Below are 17,566 nucleotides of genomic sequence, written 5' to 3'. Positions count from 1 at the left end.
TGGTCGCGTATCGGTATGGCGATCAGACGCCAGGGGAAATGCATCACGCCTGCGAGGAAGCCGTCATGACAACAACAATTACACCCTCGATTGCCGAAAAACCACCGAGCCAATCACGACTGCGCCGTGTGTTCCGCCATCTGTATGTGCAGGTGTTGCTCGCAATCCTGCTGGGCATCGCCTTCGGTCATTTCTACCCCAGCCTGGGCGAAGAAATGAAACCGCTGGGCGACACGTTCATCAAGCTGATCAAGATGCTGATTGCGCCGATTATCTTCTGCACCGTGGTCAGCGGCATTGCCAGTATGCAGAGTCTCAAACGCATTGGCCGGGTCGGCTTTAAGTCGTTACTGTATTTTGAGGTGCTGACCACCCTGGCATTGGTGGTCGGACTGATCGGCGTGAATTTGATGCATCCCGGTGCGGGTATGCATATCAACCCGGCGAGCCTGGATGTCCATGCGGTCGATAGCTACAGCAAGTTGGCTCATGAACAGAGCGTGGTGGGCTTTCTCACCCATATTGTGCCGAGCACTGTACTGGGGGCGTTTGCCGAGGGTGATATCCTCCAGGTACTGTTCATTTCAATCCTGTTTGCCTTTGCCTTGCAGATGCTTGGCGCTGCCGGCAAGCCGCTGCTGAACCTGATCGACCTGGTGGCCCAGGCGTTTTTCCGCATGGTCAGGATCGTCATGTATGTCTCGCCGCTGGGCGCCTTTGGCGGCATGGCCTTCACCATCGGCAAGTACGGTGTGGGCTCCCTGGGCGCCTATGGCAACTTGCTGATTTGCTACTACGTGACAGCGCTGTTTTTTGTGTTCGTGATTCTCAACCTGGTCGCGCGGTTGGCGGGTTTCAGCTTGTGGCAGTTTCTCAAGTACATCCGCGATGAGCTGTTTCTCGTGCTGGGCACCTCGTCTTCGGAGTCGGCCTTGCCGCGCTTGATGGGCAAACTGGAGCGCCTGGGCTGCGAGAAGTCGGTGGTCGGGCTGGTGGTGCCGTCGGGGTACTGCTTCAACCTCGATGGCAGTTGCATCAACATGACGGTGCTGGCGATTTTCATTGCCCAGGCGCTGGATATCCACCTGGACCTGTGGCACCAGATCACCTTGTTGTTCATTCTGCTGTTGACCTCCAAAGGCGCGGCCAGTGTCACTGGTGGTGCGTTCATCACCCTGGCGGCCACCCTCGGTAGCCTGGATGTGATCCCGGCGGCCGGACTGGTGCTTGTACTGGGGGTCTATCGATTCATTTCCGAGGGCGGGGCGCTGATCAATGTGATCGGCAACGGTGTGGCCACGCTGTTCATTGCCAAGTGGGAAGGGGTGCTGGACGAGGAGAAGCTGGCGGCCGAGTTGCACAAGGGCAGTGCCCGTGAGCGAGAGGCACAGCCCTGAAAGAGTTGTCGCAAGACGGCCCCAAGACCACTCAGTCCACGAAAGCTGGGTGGTTTTGGGTTTCTTTCTAGGTGTGGTATCCCAGGTTGCTGTCGCTGTGGGTCTCTTTCGTTGTTTAATCCTTATTTACATAGTAATGGGGTTTAGTTGCGAAGCGCATTCCAACAGCATTTGGCGCAACCAACGGTGTGCGGGGTCATCATCCAAGTGTTTGGGCCACGCCAGCGTTTCTACCAAGGGCGGCATATCAAACGGTACCTCGACCAGGCGCAGGGGCAGCAGCTGCGCAAAGTATGTGGCCAGACGCCGGTGCAGGGTGGCGATGCGCTTGGTGCCGATAACGAGCGAGGGCAGGGTGGTAAAATTGTCCACGCTGGATTCGACGCGTCGCTGCACCCCATAACGGGGTAAGAACCATTCCTCGAAAGCCACGCTTCGGCTGTCGCCGATCTTGACCGAAGCGTGGCCCATCTGCAGGTATTGATCAAAGGTCATTGAGGCGCCGACTTCCTCGTTGTGCGTCCAGACTATGCACGCGTGTGTATCGATAAATAGCGCGACTTTAGGGTGTGTCAGTCCATCGGTGTATTGGTTGGGCATGATCATCAGGTCGACGTCATCTCGTTCGAACAGTTCCACCCCGTCACGCGGAGGGTGGCGGATATCCAACGCGACGCCGGGTGCCTCTTGCGCCAATCTCACAACCAAGTCGGGCAGCAGCACAGTCGTCACGTAATCGGAGGCGTAGAGGGAAAAGCGCCGTTGCACGGTGGCGGGGTCAAAGTCCGGTTTTATCGAAATCGCTGCCTTGGCCCTCGACAACGTTTCGCGTACCGGGCCGATCAAGCTCAGACCCATAGGTGTAGGTAACAGCTGGCGACCGACCGGGGTGAGTAGCTCATCGCCAAAATACTCCCGCAACCGGGCCAGTGCCGCACTGGCAGCGGACTGCCCGATGTGCAATCGCTCGCTGGCGCGGGTCACGTTGCGCTCTTCAAGCAACACATCCAGAGCGAGCAGGAGGTTCAGGTCAAAGCCATTCAAACGCATGGTGTGGATCTCGTTGTTATATGAATGAAATCGATGGCGCGCATTGATCGAACTTGTTTTTCAGGCACTCAGGCCGACCTTATCGTACACGTGAGCCTTCTGGCCCGTGAGGATCAGGAGGAAGTCCAACAATAAAAAGTGCTTGAGCACGCTGGCCGGAGATACGTCCATGAACACTCCAGATACCGTCGGTGGTCGGGCCGTCCTGACCTTGGCACACGTTGCCGGAATGGTTGACATGGTGGCGTTGCCACTGTGGATCGGAGCCCTGATGCAGTACTACCAATTTAGCGCACCTCAGGCCGGAGGAACCGTTTCACTGTTTCTGCTGGCAGTGGTGCTGGTCAGCGGTGCGCTGGCACCGCACTTCAGTCGTTTGCCCCATCGTCTGTTGGCTGCCGCAGGCTTTGCCGTTGCCGCGTGTGCATTTTTCCTGGCCTATGACCAACAAGGTACCTCAGAGCACTGGGGCGTCCTGATCGCGCTGCATGGCTTGGCAGGAGTCGGTATTGGCTGCGCCTTGTCGGTGACCCATGGGGCGATCGGGCGCAACGGTAACCCGCATCGCCTGTTTGCCATGGTGAGCATGGCGTTGGGGCTTTCTGCGGTGTTGTTTCTTAGTTTGATGCCGATGTTCATTGCCCGTTTGGGGGCACCGGTCCTGTTTCTCGCTTTCGCACTATTGATGACTTTGGCGGCAGTGGTAGCGGCGTTGTTTTTCCCTTCGATTGAAGTTCGATTGGCGTCCACTCAGTCGGCTACGGGCAAGGTGCGTCTGCCTCGCCCGACGTGGCCGATCATCGGCGTGGTGATCTGCCTGACGATGAATCAGTCGATGGTGTTTGGTTTTCTCGAGCGCCTGGGGCATTCGCGTGGTTTCAGCAGTGGGGAGGTCAATGGCGTCCTCATCTGCCTGGGCCTCGTCAACTTGTTGCCCGGACTGCTCGCGGCGTTATTGCAGAAGCGCTGGTCGGCTATCTGGGTCGGCATAGTGGGCCCGGTCATACAAGCCATTCTCGCTCTGGTCATGGTGCAAACCCCACAGTTTGGCCCCTATGCCTTGGCAGCAAGCCTGTATGTCGCCGTCGTGATCTTCACCCATACCTTTCTCTTCGGCCTGCTGACTCGGCTGGATCCCTCGGGGGCCGCAGCCTCCGCGACACCGGCGATGACCATGATCGGTTCATGCATCGGTCCTCTTCTGGGCGGATTGGTTGTGGCCAGCATCGGTTACCAGGGATTGGGCTGGGCAGCCTGCCTGATTGCACTGGTGGCTGTGCTGTTGATGCGTCTGGTCCAGCGCCGCGAGCAGGCGTGTGTCAGCCCCCGACGTACTGTGGCTCATGAAGCTGCCTGAAACAGCGATCACCTCTAGCCGGTGATATCCGCACACCTTGTTCCCCCTTCTCGAACGATGGCGAATGCTATGAAAGATATCTGCATGATAATCGGCGGACAGTCGGTCCGCGCCCACCCTGATGAATGCTTCGAGCGGCTCGACCCGTTGAGTGGCGAGGTGGCCAGCCGTGCTCCGGCCGCGAGTGTGCAAGACGCGCGTGACGCGGTGGACGCTGGTGCTGCCGCGTTCCCGGCCTGGGCCGCCATGGGGCCAAGCGCACGTCGGACACTGTTGCTGGCGGGTGCCCGCGAACTGGCGGCACGCTGCGATGAGTTCACCGACTTGATGGCCCGGGAAACCGGTGCTTCGAGACTCTGGGCTGAGTTCAATGTTCACCTGGCCGAGAACATGTTAATTGAAGCGGCTTCGCTCACTACTCAAATTGGTGGTGAAGTGATTCCTTCTGATCAAGCGGGCAGTCTGTCACTGGCGCTGCGTGTGCCGGCTGGGGTAGTACTGGCGATTGCTCCCTGGAATGCGCCTGTCATTCTCGGCGTGCGTTCCCTGGCGATTGCCCTGGCCTGCGGAAATACCGTGGTAATGAAGGCCTCGGAGCTTTGCCCGGCTACTCACGGGTTGATCGTCGAGGCACTGAACTGTGCCGGCTTGCCCGCCGGTGTACTCAATTTCATCACCAATGCCCCCCAGGATGCCGAAGCTGTGGTCGAGGCGATGATTGCCCACCCGGCAGTGCGCCGCATTAACTTCACCGGCTCGACCCGAGTGGGCAAGCTGATTGCCGAGACCTGCGCGCGTTATCTCAAACCCTCTGTTCTGGAACTGGGGGGCAAGGCACCGTTGCTGGTGCTCGATGATGCCAATATCGATGCGGCGGTGGACGCGGCGTGTTTTGGCGCATTTATGAATTCAGGTCAAATCTGCATGTCCACCGAGCGGCTGGTGGTCGACCGGCAGGTGGCTGACGAGTTCGTTGCCAAACTGGCGTACAAGACCAGTCGACTGCCCAAAGGTGATCCGCGCATTCACGCCGATAGACCCACGGTGTTGGGCGCAGTCGTCGACAGGGCGACCTTGGCGCGTTGCAATGCCCTGATCGCCGATGCCCTGGCCCAGGGCGCAACCCTGGTCTGTGGCGGGGTTGGCGACTCGTTGATTATGCAGGCCACGTTGCTGGATCACGTGACTGAGCGCATGCGACTTTACAGCGAAGAGAGTTTCGGTCCGGTCAAGGGCATTGTCCGGGTGGCGGGCGTGGAGGCGGCCATCGCTTGCGCCAATGACAACCCCTATGGCCTTTCGGCGGCGGTGTTCGGCAACGATGTCGCCCGTGCTCTCGGAGTGGCCAAGCGTATTGACACAGGTATTTGCCACATCAATGGCCCCACCGTACATGACGAGGCGCAGATGCCTTTTGGCGGAGTGAAAGGTTCCGGCTGGGGTCGCTTTGGCGGCAAGGCGGGCATCGATGCGTTCACCGAGTTGCGCTGGATGACCATTCAAACAACACCCCGTGAGTATCCCTTCTGAAGGACCTTCCCATGAGTTCAAAAAGCGTTGCTATTGGCTTGCAGTTTCCTGATCAATTGCTGTATCGCGGCTACTCGGCACCTGCCCGAATCGAGGCCGATGTGCATGACCTCGAGGTCATTGGCACGCTGCCCGCGGAGCTCAATGGTGCCTATTTCCGTAACAGCGCCGACCCTACTTACCCCGCGCTGTTGGGCGCCGATATTTTTCTCAACGGCGACGGTATGGTCCACAGCATCCGTTTCGAAAATGGTCACGCCGATCTGAAGACCCGTTATGTGCGCACTGAAAAATTCGAGTTGGAGCGTAAGGCGCGTCGTGCGCTGTTTGGGGCCTATCGCAACCCGTTCACCGATTTACCCGAGGTGTCGGGCAAGGACAACAATACAGCCAATACGTCGGTGATGTGGCATCACGGCAAGTTGTACGCACTCAAAGAGTCTGGTCGCCCTTATGAGCTGGATCCGCTTACTCTGGAAACCTTGGGTGAGCGTGATTTCAACGGAGCACTGAAAAGCAAGACCTTCACCGCCCATCCAAAATACGATCCACTGACCGGTGAATGCATAGCCTTTGGTTACAACACCGAAGGCGTGGCCAGCGATGAGATCGAGATCTACACCATCACTGCTGAGGGTGAGTTGACTCGCACCGAACGCTTCAAAGCGCCTTACTGTTCGATGGTGCACGACGTGCTGGTGTCACGGAATTTCATTGCGTTCGTTATCTGCCCGATGGTTTGCGACTGGGAGCGTGTCAAGCGTAGGGAACCTTACTGGCACTGGGATTCAAAGAAACTGACCCATGTGGCGGTGATTCCGCGTGAGCAAGGTGTCAGCGGTATTCGCTGGTTCACCTGCCCTCATGTGGCGATGCAGACGCACAGCTTCAATGCCTGGGAGGAGTCGACGGAGCAAGGTCTACGGTTGCACCTTGACCACTTCGTCACGGCATCGGGTTGGTTGAGCCAGTTTCCGGATATCCATGATGCTCAAGCCGTCGAAAAGCCGCCGTTTGGTGAGCGTTGGTCTTTCGACCTCGACCAGTCGGGCGATCGTTTTGAAGTGCGGCGCCTGATCGACCATATCGGCGAAATGCCGGCTGTCGATCGCCGCTTCGCCATGTCCAGAACCCGGCACTTTTGGTTCGGCACCAATAACCCCTCTCTGGGGCCGATGTTGGAGTGGGGTCCAAAGGGGCCTCCGTTTACCTGCATCGGCCATTACGACGAACACACCGATACCCTGAGTTTTTGGTACGCTGGCCCGGATTCCGCACCCGAAGAACCGTATTTCGTGCCCCGTAGTCAGGACGCTGAAGAGGGCGATGGCTGGTTGCTGACCATGGTTGGTCGCCGTGCACAAAATCGTACTGATCTGGTCATTCTCGATGCTCGCTGTATCGAGCAGGGGCCAGTGGCGGTGGTCAAGATCCCGTGCCGGTTACATGAAGGCTTTCATGGTACGTGGGTGAGTGCGCAGGCTTTGGGCTGGTAAACCAGGGTTGCGAACAGCGAGGAACGTTGCCAATTCTGATACCTAGACAAAAAACTCCCGCCATGAGCGGGAGTTTGTTTTTCCAGCACCGATCACAGACGCAGTGCAGTGCGCCATTGCGAAAGTAAATCGTGCAGTTCGCTGTCAGTTTCAGCGGTACCAAACACATAGTGGTCGGGGCGTACTAGCACCGCGTGGCACTGGTAGTGTTCCATCCATTGGGTCAATACACCTTCGGCATCGGTACATTGATCAGCGTCGGGTTTCACCAGGGTCAGGCCGGCGAGTTCGACTGGGTTCTGGAGCCGCGCGTCCATGACCAATCGCCAGCCATAACCATAAAGCTCATCCATCAGTGAGGTGTCCCGCAGGTTTTGGCCATGCAAGCGTGGCTGTACGAACAGGCAACCCCTTGCCTCGCTGGTGTGGGTCGACAGCAGGCCGCTGCGCAGCGGCGGCAGGATGTCCTGACGCGGAGTGTCCTTGACCACGCCGTCGCATTCGGCCAACAGTTGCAGGTCTCGGGCCATTGCTTTGGCTGTGTCACGCTCGCAGATGGTTGCGCCGATCTGCTTCAAGCGGCCGGTCAACTCGCTGACGTGTGCTTTACGCTCAATGCCATAGCTATCGAGCAGCATTTCTGCGGCCTCACCCTGCACGTCACCGTTGTGTACGGCGATCAACTTCCAGGCCAGATTGCTGGCGTCCCGGATACCCTGGCACATTCCCTGGCCGAGAAACGGCGGTTGCATGTGCGCAGCATCTCCGGCAAGAAATACGCAGCCCTGACGCCAGTCTTCTGCTACCAATGCATGGAAGCGATAACTCGCTTGCCGCCACAGGGTGCCATCTTCCGGCGACAACCAACGTGACAGCAGCGACCAGGTACCAGCCTCGGTGGCGACTTGGGCGGGGTCCTCGCCGGGCTTGAGCGAAATCTCCCAGCGCCGGTGATTGCCAGGGCCTATGACGAGTGTGCAAGGTCGCTCAGGCTCGCAATACTGGACACTGACATCAGGTAACTTGGCCAGACCGCGCTCGTTGACCTTTACGTCCACCACCAGCCAGGGTTCGTCAAAGTCCAAGTCCTGAAGATCAATACCCAAGAGTCCCCGGGTGGTGCTGCCTCCACCATCGCAGGCAATTACCCACCTTGCCTCGATGACCTGTTCTTCGCCTTGGTCCGAAAGCGTCGCGAGGGATGCGCCCTGCGCATCGGCGATTAAATCCTGTACGTCATATCCGAAGGCCGTAGTGACGGTTTTCAACTGAGCCAGGCGTTCGCGCAGCACTTGCTCGACCGGTGGCTGAGTGAAGACCATCGAGGGGGTGTAGCCCATCGGATAGGGTGGCGCAATCATGGTCATGCGGCGAATAAGCTCGCCATTTACCCCATAGAACTCTGAAGGGGTGAAAGGCTCGCAGTAGGGAAGAATTGCCTGGGCTGTTCCCAGTTGTTGAAAGATCCGCATGATTTCGTGGTCCAGGGCTATGGCCCTTGGAATTTCGTACACCTCATGCCGTCGTTCGATCACATGCACGCGTAATCCAGCCATGCCCAATAGGATGGCGGCGACTACCCCAGTGGGGCCGAGTCCGACAATAGCAACGTCGCAACTGATTTCGTTCATTGTCACGCGCCCTCGGCAACGATTGGGTTGCGCAACGTGCCAATGCCCTCGATTTCCACTTCGACTACATCGCCGGCTTTCATCCAGAGTTGCGGCGAACGTGCCTGGCCGACTCCAGCAGGTGTCCCCATGACAATCGTGTCACCGGGTTCCAGGGTCATGCAGGCGGACAGCAGCACCAGTGTTTCACTGACGCTGAAAATCATGTCGCGGGTGTTGGCATCCTGCATCACTTTTCCGTTAAGGCGGGTACGCAGGCGTAGGTTTTCAGCGCCCGTTGGCAGCTCGTCGGCCGTTACCAGCACGGGGCCGAACGCCCCCGTGGCGTCGAAGTTCTTGCCAATCGTCCATTGCGGCGTGCGTTTCTGGAAATCACGCACGGACATGTCGTTGAACACACTATAGCCCGCGACATAGGCTAGTGCCTGCTGCGCGGTGACGTGGCGTGGCACGGTACGGCCTATGATCACAGCCAACTCGCCTTCAAAATCGAATTTTTCCGACACCCTGGGTGCCAGGCCCGCTGCTTCGTGGGCGATCAACGAGCTTTTACCGCGGAAGAAAAACCATGGGTAATCGGGTTTGTCGCGGCCACTTTCCGCGGCGTGATCGTAGTAGTTCAAGCCCAGGCAGATGGTTTTGCCAGGCTCCGGGATCAGCGGTGCCAGGGTCTGCTCAGACAGAGGTAGGCGCTTGGCATCACTGGCCAGTGCAGCGTGGCTTGCGCTGATCAGATCGACACCCGCCGTCAGCGCAGCGCGAAGGTCGGCGGGAATATGAGGTTGGGCTGCGTTCAGGTCGATCATGTTGTCGCCGTCGATGAGCCCGAGACGAGGTACGCCTTGTTGGAAGAATGTAGTGAATTTCATGGCGGGTTTTCCTGTTCAGGAGGGTATGAAAAATACGTTGCGTTGAGCCGCTTTCAGTGCCTCGCCGGGTGGCGCGGACAGGCCCCACTGATCCATACGGCCGGGGGGCCAGGTCCAATCTGCCGGGCTTCCGACCACGTAGTGGCTGTCGATCTGTTCGACTTCGGCGGTGTACTCAATGACTTCGCCAAAGGGACCTACGAAGTAGTTGAAGGTGTTGTTGCCCGGTCCGTGACGGCCTGGCCCCCAGGCGATCTCGAAGCCGGCGTCGCGCAGGCGTCCGCCGCCGCGCATCACGGCGTCGACGTCTTCCATCAAGAAGGCGATATGGTTCAGTGCGTCGTTGTCAGTGTCGCCCAGTGCCAGGGAATGGTGGTCGCGATTGCAGTTCATGAACGCCATCATTCGCGTGCGATCAGTGAGGCTGAAACCGAGGGCCCTTTCAAGAAACTGTTGGGCAGAGGGAACGTCATGGCAATTGAGCACTGCGTGGGCCAATCGAATCGGGCGGTCCGGATGAGGTGTGACTTCATCGTGCAGGCTGTCGCCATGCACGACTTCGAACAATCGCCCGTGGGGGTCGCGAACGACCAGGCTGGCACCGCCCGCCGGACTGTCGCTCGATCCGATGGGTTGCAACACCTGGCCACCTGCTGTGGGCACAGCGTCGGCGATGGCTTGCAACGCCTCTGGGTGGCGAGCACGCAGGGTCACTGCACGAATAGCAAGCCGATCACTGCGGTGCAGGGCCAACAGATGATGGTCGCTGCCGCTGCCGCGCAAGTAGACTGTGTCGCTGTCGCGTGAGGCGACACTCAGGTGCCACACGTCGGTATAGAAGTGCTCGGCGCGCGCCAGGTCGGGCACGTTGAGTGCGACACTGCGTAAGCTTTCGATCCAGGGAGATGTCATGTCCATTTCCTCGATATCAGGGGGAGGGGGTCAGGCCGAGAAAACGCTCGGCGTTGCGGTGCAGCAGCGCAGCACAGGTCGTGCCGTCGAAACCGGCGGCAAACAGTTGAACCACGGGCTCGGGTTCACGGAAGTTGAACGGGTAGTCAGTACCCAGCAGCACCTGCCCAGCGCCCACAGTGGCGACCAGGTGACGCAAGGTGGCTGGGTCGAACACTAAACTGTCGAAGAACAACCGCTGCGCCTGTTCGCGGGGCGAGATCGGTATGTGTTCGTGCAATGCAGGGAATACCGACCAACCTTTTTCCAGGCGCGGCAGCAGGCTTGCCAGCGTGCCGCCACCGTGACTAAAGGCCAGGCGTAGATTTGGGCAGCGCAGCAGCAGGCCACTGGTCAGCACCGAGGCAGCTGCCAAACCGACGTCGCTGGGGTAGGCCAGGACTTGCTGCAAGGGCGGCGGGCCACTCAAGCGATCCAGGGCAGCGGGCTTGTAGGCATGCACAAAAACCGCGGCACCTAGTGCTTCGCAGGCCTGGAAGAAGGGCAGGAGTTGCAGGTCTCCCAGTGGCCGGCCACAGACATTGCTGCCGATTTCAATGCCGGCGAAACCCAAGGTGTGGACGTTGTAGTGCAGCTCGTCGATGGCGGCCTCGATATCCTGCAGCGGCACGGCACCCAGACCGATCAAGGCACCATTGGATTGGGCGATGCAATCAGCCATTTGTTCGTTGACATGGCGCAACAGGCGGCGCGCCGGCTTCAGCTCCATGGGGTAGGAGAGCAACTCCGGCATCGGCGAAATCGCCTGTCGTGCCAGCCCCATGGCCGATAGATCGGCAACCCGTAGTAGGGGGTTCCAGCACTTTTCAGACACGGTTCGGTAGTGCTTTCCATCCACCAGGACATGACATTGGCACACGCCGCCGGAACTCAGGACATGCTCGGCAGAAGGCCACCCAGAGGGAGGGATGTGGGTGGAGCAGGTCGGGAAAGAGGAGGGAACGTAGTGCGCGTGGATGTCGATACCCAGGGCATTTGATGCGTTCGCACCCGCTCTCATGTGTATTGCAGCCGAGCGATCTGTACGGCTGCGATGCAGATCGCTTCATCGGCGTCGCCGGTATCGCCTGATGCGCCGATGGCGCCGAGTGCCGCACCGGCGGCGTCGATAATCAGCACGGCTCCGGTCTGTGGAATGAAGCGCCCATTCGAGGTGCTGCTCAATGCGTTGAAAAATGCCGGGTGATGTTGGGCTCGTTCGAGCAATGTGCGGCTTGATGCGCCCATTGCAACGCTGGCCCAGGCTTTGCCTATAGCAATGTCCTGGCGAAACATGCTGGCGCCATCCTCACGTTGGAAGGCGATAAGGTGGCCTGCGGTATCCAGTACGGCCACAGCCATCGGGCGCAGATTCTGCCCCCGGGCTTGGGCGAGGGCGGTGTCGATCAGATGATTGGCGTGAGCGAGAGTCAAGAATGTCATGGCAGGCTGTCCTGGTTTGAGAGACAGGTCCAGCCTAGGGCGCAGCAAGGTGGGTCGCCATAGCATCGGGTGGATTCACACTATCCATGGCGTGGATAGTGTGAGGTGCGCGGTCAGCGGGTAGGGCGGGTCAGCACGCAGAACTGAGCGTGAATCAGACCGCGCAACCAGACGTTGGCGGCGTCCTTGTGTACGCGTTCGTGCCAGTATTGCCGAATGGTCACGCCGGGGGGGCTCACTGGCAGCTCCAGCAGAAGCACGTCGGCGTAGCGGGCGAACAGTTGGGCAATGTCGGTCGGCACCGTGGCCAGAAGGTTGGTGCTTTCCAGTACGGGCAACAGGCTCATGAAGTGCGATAGCTCAAGCCGCACATGGCGCCGCAGACCCTGCTCCCGCATGAATCGATCGAAGAAATGCTCACGTCCGTCCGGTCGAACCACAGCGTGATCGGCGTCAAGGTAGGCCGGCAGTGACAGGCGTGTGCCATTGGCCAGCGGATGTCGGGCTCGCATCACGCAGACATGGGCGTTGTCGAACAGCTTTTGTTGAAAGTAATGCGCTCGGTCCAAGTCTGGGAAGTAGCCGACGGCCAGCTCTGCCTCACCTGATTCCAACAGCTCTGCGGTGGCGGCTCGAGCGCGCGACATGACTCTTAAAGTGGTGCCGGGTGCCTCGAGCGTCAGGGCACGTAGCAGCGGCGGGACAAAGCGCACTTCACCGATATCGGGGGTCAGGATGCTGAACGCCCGCGTGCTTAGGGCCGGCTCGAACTGGGCAGGCTGAAGCAGCTCCAGGCGCACGGTCTGCAGCACGCTTTCGATGGCCGGGGCCAACGCGATTGCGCGGGGAGTGGGTTTCATTTCGGTGCCGCTACGCACAAACAGCGGATCGTTGAATTGCACACGCAATCTGGCCAGTGCGGCGCTCATGGCCGGCTGGCTGAGGCCGACGCGGTCGGCGGCGCGGCTGACGCTACGGTACTCAAGCATGGCGCCAAAAACCGTAAGCAGGTTCATGTCCAACGATCGTGTATCCATGGATAGCCTCTTGAACAGTTGAGCGGTTTTGTCGTCACAACGGACATGAGCATAACAGTGACCGTGCCCGACACGCGTGTCGAGCAGGCATCGATGGTGTCAATGCCTCGTACCACTAAAATTCATTTTTGCCCACCTGACTCAGTTGCCTATCGTGGCCCGCGATGAACGCTGCACTCAACAATAATAAAATCGATCAGGTGCTCATGATGAAAAACGGCCGCGTGCTTCTGGCTGCTCCGCTGGTGATGTCGATGTTCTCGCCCTTTGTTTATGCCGAGCCTTTAGACGGGCGTGGCGAAGGTGATTTGTCCCGATTTCTGTTTGGCAATGCGTTGCAGCAATACGGTATCGACGCCTCTGTATTGCTGGATGTGGGCTACGGACGTAACAATCGCTCGACCCATGAAGAGCGTAAATACGGTAACAGCAATGCGCCGATTCCCGGACAGGATGATGAAGGATTCGAGTTTCAGTCAGTGAACCTGTTCGTCGACAAACAACTGAATTCCAACATTCTTCCACGTGTGACACCCCTACCCGGGCCGGTTCCCCAGGACGTCTCGTTCGGCTTCAGTGTCGGGGTGATCTATGGGCGTAATGCGCAGTTTCCGCGAACCTTCGGCTGGGACGCGCACTGGAAGATCAACGAACCAGGTGCGTCAGATATAGAGTCGTCGATACGCCACCGGCAAAACTACCTGGCGGTGCAGAATCTATTTGCCACAGCCTACTTACCGTATGGACCGGGCATCACCTTGTGGGCGGGCATTTTCGGGCCGGCGATGGGTTATGAAATCGGGCCGAACCTGCGCGATGGGCGCAACAACTTCTCCACCAGGACCTATGCCTTTATTTCCGAGCCCAATACCTTGTCGGGCGTCATGGCTGGTACCCGGCTGTACTCCGGGGAGGCCGGTTTGCTAGGGGCCGAACTGGGGCTGGTGAGTGGCTGGAACAACTTGCGTGACAACAACGATACGCCGTCGGTCACCGGTGCTCTGCGCTGGCGGACGTCGGACATGCAGACCTGGGTCGACTACGAATTCATTGTCGGCAATGAACAGAACAAGTCCTTCGCCGATGTTCAGGCTCCCACCGCGCTGGTGGTTTCTCCTCGTGGGCAGCTCAAGCAACAGCATTCGATCAACGGCTGGCACGCATTCAATGCGCAGTGGTCGATGGGCGCCGAAGCGGTGTATGGCCGTCAGGACGGTGATGGTCGTCCGGACACGGTGGACATCATCACCGGCCCAGGGTTTTCGGGGGCTGAGTGGTGGGGCGTCAATGCCAACCTGACCTACCAATATCGCAAAAACCTTAGTTTTTCCGGGCGTATTGAGCACTTCGACGACAAGCAGGGCTTCATTCTTTATCCACTATCCGCCGCGCGAGGGGCTATCAACTCAGTGACCACCGGCGTGCGCTATGACGTTACCCGCAACCTGTCTCTGCGCCCGGAGATTCGCTACGACTGGCAATCGGACTCGAACGACAAGGCGTTCGGTAACGGCCGCAATCAATCGCAACTGACCGGTGTGGTTGAAGCACTGGTGTATTTCTAAATCGTCGGGTTGCAGGCCTGGGGATAGGCTCTGTCAATCGCTCAGTGGTCTTGATCCCGTCACTGCATCCCCGCTAGCGAAACGGTTAATGGCCAGGTGGCTTGACTGTAAAAAAGGCTCTCGTTTTATCACCCCATTTAGCGAAACCAATCAGGAGACTATGTATGGCCATCACACTCTATGGCGATCTCAACTCGCGCGCGCATCGTGTTGCATGGATGTTGAAGGAGTTGCAGTTACCCTTCAAACATGTGCCCACTGGCTTCCAGGACGGCAGCACTCATCAACCGGAATTTCTGCAAATCAACCCCAATGCGCGAGTGCCGGCGCTCATAGATGGTGATCTCGTTCTCTTCGAGTCACTTGCCATCAATTTGTACCTGGCTCGATGCTACGGAGGTGGAACGCTTGGGCCTGACGGTATGGTGGAGGAGGCGCAGGCTACACAATGGAGTCTGTGGGTGGCGAATGAGGTCGAGAAGACGCTGCTATTCGCTGCCGCCAATTGCTTTCTGTTTGCACCCGATCAGCGTAATCCTGATGAGGCGCAGATGGCGCTGAGGAAACTGGAGCGCCCCTTTGCTGTTCTCGAATCGCGACTGCGCGGCCAGCGCTGGCTGCTAGGGTCCCGCTTCACGGTTGCCGATCTGAACGTCTGTGCCGTGATGACTTTGCTTCCACTGGCGGGCATTGACGTGTCCAACTGGCCCGCCATGCAGGATTGGTTGCATCACTGTTTGGAACGCCCGGCCGCCGCTGATTGGAAGCCGATTCGGTTCACGATTCCAAGACCCGCGACGCAGCTAGGGCTCTTGCAGATGTTTGTATAGTGGCGGCGACATAGATATGGACGCCAAAGACCGCAGTACAGTCAAACCCGTCCAATATCCTGGGGGGCAGATCAAAGAGCGTTGACGTCGCCCGATTAGAGGCCTGGTGATTTCGCGCTGAAATAAAGGATCAAACCCAATTCCCCGGTTTCGACCGGCACTGACTTCTAGAGACTTTTGACTCGAGCGAGTGTTACAAACCGTCACTCTGACGCTATGTTAATATTTGGCACTCAAGGACCAAAAGCTTAAGGCGCCCACTCATGTTCGCAAACCAGGATCCGGATCGACCAACCCGAGGTGGGGGCCGTCAGCCGCTTTATGCAGCTGTATCCGAGCTGCTGATCAGGGACATCGCCTCCGGAAAATACAAACCTTCCAGCACATTGCCCACTGAGCAGGAAATGACGGAGCTGTACGGCGTCAGCCGGCAGACAGTCCGTCAGGCGCTGCGAGTTCTGCGCGAACGTGGTCTGATTTCCTCGCACCCGGGTATTGGAACCATCGTGCGTTCCTCGGTGAGCGAGAGCGAGACGTTTCGCGCCGTCAATTCCACAAGTGATCTGCTGCATTTTGTGGACACGACTCAGATGCACTCGATCTCTCTGCGTGAGTTGAAGACATCGGTCGAGCTCGCGAAAACCTTGGGCTGCCGCTCCGGGCAGTTGATGTCGGAGGCCGGTTTTCTTCGCTACAGCCCGGGCGCTGAATTGCCCATGAGCTACGTGCTGATCTATGTCCACCCGATGTACGCCCAGGCCCAGGTCACTCCGTCGGTTTCAAACACACCCATCTTCCAGCGCATAGAGCAGCTGTTCAACATCAAGGTTCATGAGATCCAGCAGGATGTTACCGCAACGATACTCGACGACGACATCGCCGAGCTGCTGAAGACGACGCCGGGTGAGGCGGCGCTGAAGATCACGCGTTCCTTCTACGACATCAACCAGGCACTAGTTCAGGTTTCCGTCAGCTATTACCCCAGCAGCCGCTATAGCCAATCCGCACGTTTTCGCGCCACCGATAGCGCGTTTTGATCTGATTTCCCTGACTTTCTGAGCGGTCGGCCCTTTCCTGGGCCGACCGGCGAGCTTCTGTTGCCCGGTTTTTACCTGCCGAACGGGGGATTGCTAACGGCTGTGTTCATTGTTAATGTTCGATTATTGTAATGTACGTACAAAGTCGGAGAAGGCAATGAACAATGACAACACTCCACCGCTCGGCTCGCGCGCCCTTGAAGGCGTCAAGGTGCTGGACATCTCGAACTTTCTGGCCGCGCCCATGAGTTCAATGTTTCTCGCCGATCACGGTGCCGAAGTCATCAAGGTCGAGCGTCCGGATATCGGAGATGAAATTCGCCGTTGGGGTGAAAGCAAGAATGGGGTCGGCCTGTATTACAAGGTCATCAACCGTGGCAAAAAGTCCATCACCCTCGACCTGAAGACGCCCCTGGGTGTCGAGGTGGTCAAGCGGCTGGTCAAGGATGTCGACGTCATCATCGAGAACTATCGCACTGGCACCCTCGAGAAGTGGGGTCTGGGCTATGACGTGTTGAAGGCAATCAACCCCGGCTTAATCATGGTTCGCATCACCGGTTACGGCCAGACCGGACCTTATCGGCATCGGCCGGGCTTCGGTACGCTGGCAGAGGCTTATGCGGGTTACGCCTACATCAGCGGCAACCCTGACCAGCCTCCCCTGTTGCCAGGTTTTGCTCTCGGTGACGCCAGCACCGGCGTCATGGCTGCCTTCCTGACCTTGGTCGCGTTGCAGGAAAAAAACCGTACTGGCCTCGGCCAAGTCGTCGATCTTGCGATCTACGAAACCCTGCTGACATTGATAGGGCCGCACGTTGTGAACTACGACCAACTCGGTCAGGTCCAGGAGCGCAACGGCAGTCGCTTGCCCTTTACCGCACCGCGCAATACCTATTGCACAGCCGATGAACGCTGGATTGCCATCGCCGGCAGTTCCCAGGTTGCGTTCGAACGGATCGCCACTCTGGTCGAGCGGCCTGATCTGCTCACCGACTCGCGCTTCATCAATAACCGGGCCCGGCTCGATAACGACAAAGCGTTGGATATCGAGTTACAGATCGAGATCGGCAAGTTCTCGCTGGAGGACCTGCTGCGTCGTTCCGAAGAGGTTGGGGCCACCATCGCACCGGTCAACGACGTCTCGATGATCTTCGAAGATGAACAGATCCAGGCGCGCAAGAACATCGTGCAAGTCGAGGATGGGGAACTGGGGCAAGTCGGCATGCAGAACGTGGTTGGCAAGCTGTCGCGCACGCCGGGGCGGATCGAACGTGCTGGCCCATCACTAGGCGAGCACAACCGAGAGATTCTGATCGAGCAGTTAGGGTTCACCGAAACCCAGTTGCGCGAATTCGGTATCACGGCGTAATCGA

General features: G+C 58.5%; 15 protein-coding genes. 8 read left to right on the top strand and 7 right to left on the bottom strand.

Going from position 1 to position 17,566, the window contains the following annotated elements; all coding sequences use genetic code 11:
• Positions 1-65 precede the first annotated feature (65 nt).
• The gene (locus M5B96_RS09785; protein WP_248796468.1) at positions 66-1,397 is read left to right on the top strand and encodes a dicarboxylate/amino acid:cation symporter; all 1,332 of its coding nucleotides are present in this window, start codon (positions 66-68) and stop codon (positions 1,395-1,397) included.
• A 126-nt stretch (positions 1,398-1,523) separates the two neighbouring features.
• Here M5B96_RS09785 and M5B96_RS09780 read toward each other — a convergent pair whose 3' ends face one another.
• Positions 1,524-2,447, bottom strand: coding sequence for a LysR family transcriptional regulator (locus M5B96_RS09780; protein ID WP_248796467.1), 924 nt, complete (start codon positions 2,445-2,447; stop codon positions 1,524-1,526).
• A 169-nt stretch (positions 2,448-2,616) separates the two neighbouring features.
• Between M5B96_RS09780 and M5B96_RS09775 the strand changes: the two genes are divergently transcribed.
• From M5B96_RS09775 to M5B96_RS09765, 3 genes are all read left to right on the top strand, one after another.
• Entirely contained in the window at positions 2,617-3,804 is a 1,188-nt protein-coding gene (locus tag M5B96_RS09775; RefSeq protein WP_248796466.1) for an MFS transporter, read from the top strand.
• A gap of 69 nt (positions 3,805-3,873) precedes the next feature.
• A complete protein-coding gene (locus M5B96_RS09770; protein ID WP_248796465.1) occupies positions 3,874-5,334 on the top strand; it encodes an aldehyde dehydrogenase in 1,461 nt (486 codons plus the stop codon).
• Between the two features lie 11 nt (positions 5,335-5,345).
• On the top strand, positions 5,346-6,830 hold the full coding sequence (locus M5B96_RS09765; RefSeq protein WP_248796464.1) for a carotenoid oxygenase family protein: 1,485 nt from the start codon (positions 5,346-5,348) through the stop codon (positions 6,828-6,830).
• A gap of 92 nt (positions 6,831-6,922) precedes the next feature.
• Here the strand turns inward: M5B96_RS09765 and M5B96_RS09760 are convergent, their stop codons facing one another.
• From M5B96_RS09760 to M5B96_RS09735, 6 genes are all read right to left on the bottom strand, one after another.
• Entirely contained in the window at positions 6,923-8,461 is a 1,539-nt protein-coding gene (locus M5B96_RS09760; RefSeq protein ID WP_248796463.1) for a bifunctional 3-(3-hydroxy-phenyl)propionate/3-hydroxycinnamic acid hydroxylase, read from the bottom strand.
• Between the two features lie 2 nt (positions 8,462-8,463).
• Positions 8,464-9,267 carry a fumarylacetoacetate hydrolase family protein gene (locus M5B96_RS09755; protein WP_248796462.1) on the bottom strand — a complete coding sequence of 268 codons (804 nt, stop codon included), beginning with the start codon at positions 9,265-9,267 and terminating at the stop codon, positions 8,464-8,466.
• Positions 9,268-9,345: 78 nt separating this feature from the next.
• Positions 9,346-10,242: a VOC family protein gene (locus M5B96_RS09750; RefSeq protein WP_248796461.1), complete on the bottom strand. Its 897-nt coding sequence runs from the start codon at positions 10,240-10,242 to the stop codon at positions 9,346-9,348.
• 16 nt (positions 10,243-10,258) lie between these two features.
• Positions 10,259-11,302: an amidohydrolase family protein gene (locus tag M5B96_RS09745; protein ID WP_248796460.1), complete on the bottom strand. Its 1,044-nt coding sequence runs from the start codon at positions 11,300-11,302 to the stop codon at positions 10,259-10,261.
• Positions 11,299-11,724 carry a GlcG/HbpS family heme-binding protein gene (locus M5B96_RS09740; protein WP_248796459.1) on the bottom strand — a complete coding sequence of 142 codons (426 nt, stop codon included), beginning with the start codon at positions 11,722-11,724 and terminating at the stop codon, positions 11,299-11,301. The genes M5B96_RS09745 and M5B96_RS09740 overlap by 4 nt, the downstream gene beginning before the upstream one ends.
• A 113-nt stretch (positions 11,725-11,837) precedes the next feature.
• Complete coding sequence (locus M5B96_RS09735; RefSeq protein WP_248796458.1) at positions 11,838-12,761, bottom strand: LysR family transcriptional regulator; 924 nt, start codon at positions 12,759-12,761, stop codon at positions 11,838-11,840.
• A gap of 164 nt (positions 12,762-12,925) precedes the next feature.
• Between M5B96_RS09735 and M5B96_RS09730 the strand changes: the two genes are divergently transcribed.
• The 4 genes from M5B96_RS09730 to M5B96_RS09715 all read left to right on the top strand — a co-directional run bounded on the left by M5B96_RS09730 (position 12,926) and on the right by M5B96_RS09715 (position 17,562).
• Entirely contained in the window at positions 12,926-14,326 is a 1,401-nt protein-coding gene (locus tag M5B96_RS09730; protein ID WP_318654831.1) for an outer membrane beta-barrel protein, read from the top strand.
• A 164-nt stretch (positions 14,327-14,490) separates the two neighbouring features.
• Positions 14,491-15,156: a glutathione S-transferase family protein gene (locus M5B96_RS09725; protein WP_248796457.1), complete on the top strand. Its 666-nt coding sequence runs from the start codon at positions 14,491-14,493 to the stop codon at positions 15,154-15,156.
• Positions 15,157-15,419: 263 nt separating this feature from the next.
• Positions 15,420-16,193 carry a GntR family transcriptional regulator gene (locus M5B96_RS09720; protein WP_248796456.1) on the top strand — a complete coding sequence of 258 codons (774 nt, stop codon included), beginning with the start codon at positions 15,420-15,422 and terminating at the stop codon, positions 16,191-16,193.
• Positions 16,194-16,350: 157 nt separating this feature from the next.
• Positions 16,351-17,562, top strand: a complete 1,212-nt coding sequence (locus M5B96_RS09715) for a CaiB/BaiF CoA transferase family protein (RefSeq protein ID WP_248796455.1) — start codon at positions 16,351-16,353, stop codon at positions 17,560-17,562.
• Positions 17,563-17,566: the final 4 nt, after the last annotated feature.

Origin of the sequence: Pseudomonas sp. MWU13-2105, assembly GCF_023242315.1 — a bacterium.
Taxonomy (GTDB): Bacteria; Pseudomonadota; Gammaproteobacteria; order Pseudomonadales; family Pseudomonadaceae; genus Aquipseudomonas.
The sequence above is the reverse complement of the archived record's forward strand: the minus strand, read 5'-3'. Positions and strand labels throughout refer to the sequence as shown.